General features: G+C 62.8%; 3 protein-coding genes and 1 pseudogene. All 4 read left to right on the plus strand.

The window, feature by feature from the left end:
* The first annotated feature begins 185 nt into the window (after nt 1-185).
* The gene (dnaK, locus tag Q7U29_RS23755; protein WP_304745398.1) at nt 186-2,087 is read left to right on the plus strand and encodes a molecular chaperone DnaK; all 1,902 of its coding nucleotides are present in this window, start codon (nt 186-188) and stop codon (nt 2,085-2,087) included.
* 147 nt (nt 2,088-2,234) lie between these two features.
* Nucleotides 2,235-3,368, plus strand: coding sequence for a molecular chaperone DnaJ (gene dnaJ / locus Q7U29_RS23760; RefSeq protein ID WP_304745400.1), 1,134 nt, complete (start codon nt 2,235-2,237; stop codon nt 3,366-3,368).
* Between the two features lie 96 nt (nt 3,369-3,464).
* Nucleotides 3,465-4,067: a class I SAM-dependent methyltransferase gene (locus tag Q7U29_RS23765; protein WP_304745402.1), complete on the plus strand. Its 603-nt coding sequence runs from the start codon at nt 3,465-3,467 to the stop codon at nt 4,065-4,067.
* 134 nt (nt 4,068-4,201) lie between these two features.
* Nucleotides 4,202-4,302, plus strand: a pseudogene (locus tag Q7U29_RS23770) (NADPH-dependent FMN reductase); the annotation flags it as partial.

Raw genomic sequence — 4,302 nt, forward strand, 5'->3', positions numbered from 1 at the left:
GACACAATCTTCCAAAGGCCAGTCTTTTCAGCCCTCAAGGTTGCGTACGGTCCTTGCAGGCCCCACCCCCCCTCCTATATGAGGCTCACCGTCGCAATATCGCGAGGAATTGATCGTTTGGGGGTTTGGATTGGTGTGCCGTCAGGGCCCAGCCAACCTGCCGCAAAAAGAAGGATATGAGGACCATGGGAAAGGTCATTGGGATCGATCTCGGCACCACGAATTCGTGCGTCGCCGTAATGGATGGCAAGACCGCGAAAGTCATCGAGAACGCCGAGGGCATGCGGACGACCCCGTCGATCGTCGCTTTCAGCGATGATGGCGAGCGCCTCGTCGGGCAGCCCGCCAAGCGTCAGGCGGTGACCAATCCCGAGCGCACCTTCTTCGCGGTCAAGCGCCTCGTCGGTCGCCGCTATGACGATCCGATGGTCGAGAAGGACAAGAAGCTCGTCCCCTACAAGATCGTCAAGGCATCCAACGGCGACGCCTGGGTCGAAGCCGATGCCAAGACCTATTCGCCCTCGCAGGTCTCGGCTTTCATTCTGCAGAAGATGAAAGAGACAGCGGAAGCCCATCTCGGCTCCAAGGTCGAGCAGGCCGTCATCACCGTTCCCGCCTATTTCAACGACGCGCAACGTCAGGCCACCAAGGACGCCGGCAAGATCGCCGGCCTTGAAGTGCTGCGCATCATCAACGAGCCGACCGCGGCAGCGCTCGCCTATGGCCTCGACAAGACCAAGACCGGCACCATCGCGGTGTACGACCTCGGCGGCGGCACCTTCGACGTGTCGGTGCTGGAGATCGGCGACGGCGTGTTCGAGGTGAAGTCGACCAACGGCGATACATTTTTGGGCGGCGAAGACTTCGACATGCGGCTGGTCAGCTATCTGGCGGACGAATTCCAGAAGGAGCAGGGCATCAACCTGCGCAACGACAAGCTTGCCTTGCAGCGCCTGAAGGAGGCCGCCGAAAAGGCCAAGATCGAACTGTCCTCGACCACCCAGACCGAAATCAACCTGCCCTTCATCACCGCCGATGCGTCCGGTCCGAAGCATCTGACGATGAAGCTGACGCGCGCCAAGTTCGAGGCGCTGGTCGACGATCTCATCCAGAAGACCATCGAGCCCTGCCGCAAGGCGCTGAAGGACGCCGGCCTCACCGCCGGTGAAATCGGCGAAGTGGTGCTGGTCGGCGGCATGACCCGCATGCCGAAGGTCCAGGAAGTCGTGAAGCAGCTGTTCGGCAAGGATCCGCACAAGGGCGTCAATCCGGACGAAGTCGTCGCCATCGGCGCCGCGATCCAGGCCGGCGTGCTGCAGGGCGACGTCAAGGACGTGCTGTTGCTCGACGTCACGCCGCTGTCGCTCGGCATCGAAACGCTGGGCGGCGTGTTCACCCGCATCATCGATCGCAACACCACGATCCCGACCAAGAAGAGCCAGGTGTTCTCGACCGCCGAGGACAACCAGAACGCCGTCACCATCCGCGTGTTCCAGGGCGAGCGCGAAATGGCCGCCGACAACAAGGTGCTCGGCCAGTTCGACCTGATGGGGATTCCGCCGTCGCCGCGCGGCATGCCGCAGATCGAGGTCACCTTCGACATCGACGCCAACGGCATCGTCAACGTCTCGGCCAAGGACAAGGCGACCGGCAAGGAGCAGCAGATCCGGATCCAGGCATCCGGCGGTCTGTCCGAAGCCGACATCCAGAAGATGGTCAAGGACGCCGAGGCCAATGCCGCCGAGGACAAGAAGCGCCGTGCCGCGGTCGACGCCAAGAACCATGCCGACTCGATGGTGCATTCCACCGAGAAGGCCCTGGCCGAACACGGCTCCAAGGTCGAGGAGAGCGAGCGCCGCGCCATCGAGGACGCCGTCAGCGACCTGAAGGAAGCCCTCAAGGGCGACGACGCCGAGGCGATCACGGCCAAGACCAACACGCTGGCGCAGGCTTCGATGAAGCTCGGCGAGGCGATGTACAAGCAACAGGCCGAAAGCGACGCGGCCAAGGATGCCGCCAAGGACGACGTGGTCGACGCCGAATTCACCGAGGTCGACGACGACAAGAACAACAAGAAGTCTGCTTAAATACGGCTGGTACCATGACCCTCATTCCAAAGAGCACGCGGGTTGCGTCTCCTTAGGATGGGGGTCATTTTTCTTTAAGCCGGAGGCTGCATTCTCTGAGAAAGCATGCCTGCGGACCGAGAACAGAATTTCGGGCGGATTTGACGGATGTCGACCACCAAGCGCTGCTACTACGAAACTCTTGAAGTCGAGCGGAACGCGGACGAGTCCGGACTCAAGGCGGCCTTCCGCAAGCTGGCGATGAAATGGCATCCGGACAAGAATCCGGGCGATGCCTCCAGCGAAGTCCGCTTCAAGGAAATCAACGAAGCCTACGAAGTCCTGAAAGACGGCGACAAGCGCGCCGCCTATGACCGGTTCGGCCATGCGGCGTTCGAGCAGGGCCATGGCGGCGGCGGACCCGGCTTCGGCGCCGGCTTCGCCTCGTCCTTCTCCGACATTTTCGAAGACCTGTTCGGCATGGCCGGGCAGCGCGGGCGCGGCGGACGCGAGCGCGGCCAGGACCTGCGCTACAACATGGAAATCACGCTGGAGGAGGCCTTCCTCGGCAAGACCGCCCAGATCGAGATCCCGGTCTCGGTGACCTGCGAAGCCTGTTCGGGCATCGGCGCCAAGGCCGGCACCAAGCCGAAGACCTGCTCGACCTGCGGCGGCGCGGGAAGGGTGCGGCAGGCGCAGGGCTTCTTCACGCTGGAGCGAACCTGTCCCGGCTGCCAGGGCCGCGGCCAGATGATCGAGGACCCCTGTCCGTCCTGCACCGGTTTGGGCCGGGTGACGCGCGACCGCAACCTGTCGGTCAACATTCCCCAAGGCGTCGAAGACGGCACCCGCATCCGGCTGGCGGGCGAGGGCGAGGCCGGCGTCCGCGGCGGACCGCCGGGCGACCTCTACATCTTCCTGTCGCTGGCCACCCACGAGTTCTTCCAGCGCGACGGCGCCGATTTGCATTGCCGCGTACCGATCTCGATGGTGGCGGCGGCGTTGGGCGGCGAATTCGAGGTGCCGACCATCGACAAGGGCAAGACCAAGGTGAAAGTGCCTTCCGGAACCCAGTCCGGCCGGCGATTTCGCATTGCATCAAAAGGCATGCCGGTGCTGCGTTCGCGCCAGACCGGCGACATGTACGTCCAGGTCGTGGTCGAAACGCCTCAGAATCTGACCAAGAAGCAGCAGGAGCTGCTGGCCGAGTTCGAAAAACTGTCGTCCGGCTCAACCCAGCCGGAAGCGGCGGGTTTCTTCACTAAGGTCAAGGACTTCTTCGGCAATCGCGCCAACCCCTAACGACTCTTCGGCTTGACCGTATCGGCCGCTACCTATACGTCTTTGTGACGATATTCTGACACTTCCGCCCAGCGTCGGGTCCCGTCCGGTAGCGACATGCCATTGCAATCGTCTGTGCGTGCGTTGAAGAAGCCCCCTCGTCTCGACGATGAGGTTCGCTTCCTTCGTTCATGGATCGAAAAGCCGCTGCGGATGGGTGCGGTGATGCCTTCGGGCAAAGTTCTCGCCCGCACCATGGCGCAGTATGTCGATGTCAATTCAACAGCACCGGTGGTCGAATTGGGACCGGGGACCGGGGCGATCACCAACGCGCTGATCGAGCATGGCGTCGATCAGAAGCGACTGGTGCTGGTCGAATACAATCCGGGCTTCTGCGCGCTGCTGCGCGACCGCTATCCGCAGGCTACGGTTGTGCAGGGCGATGCCTACGCGCTGCGCGACTCGCTCGGCGACGTGCTGAGCGCGCCGGCATCCGCCGTGGTGTCCGGCCTGCCGCTGGTGACACAACCGATGCTGAAGCGCCTGAAACTGATCCGCGACGCCTTTCTGGCGCTGGCGCCGGGCGCGCCCTTCGTGCAGTTCACCTATTCGGTGGCGCCGCCGATTCCGAAATCGCTGCCGGGCGTTTCCACGGAAGCCTCCGAGCGCATCTGGATGAACCTTCCGCCGGCCCGCGTCTGGGTGTATCGCAAGGGCTGACCCTTTGCGCGTATTCCGCAAAAGTGGAATCCGGTTTTGCGAATAGAATACGCGCAGAATATCGGTTAAGAGCATTTTCTGCGAAAATGCTCGGCGCCGCCGCGCGCCGGTTAGCTCTGTCTTGCGATTGGTTCATGGCCGCGCTGAAAATCCTCGTCATTCCCGGCTCGCTGCGATCAGGCTCGCATAATGCGAAGCTGGCTTCTGCCGCTGCGCATGAGCTCGCGCTGGCCGG

This window comes from Bradyrhizobium sp. (assembly GCF_030654605.1).
Classification (GTDB): Bacteria; Pseudomonadota; Alphaproteobacteria; order Rhizobiales; family Xanthobacteraceae; genus Bradyrhizobium.

Excerpts from the sequence above, each read along its gene's own strand:
- Q7U29_RS23765 (WP_304745402.1), top strand. The coding sequence starts at position 3,465 with ATGCCATTGCAATCGTCTGTGCGTGCGTTGAAGAAGCCCCCTCGTCTC.
- dnaJ (WP_304745400.1), top strand. The coding sequence starts at position 2,235 with ATGTCGACCACCAAGCGCTGCTACTACGAAACTCTTGAAGTCGAGCGG.
- dnaK (WP_304745398.1), top strand. The coding sequence starts at position 186 with ATGGGAAAGGTCATTGGGATCGATCTCGGCACCACGAATTCGTGCGTC.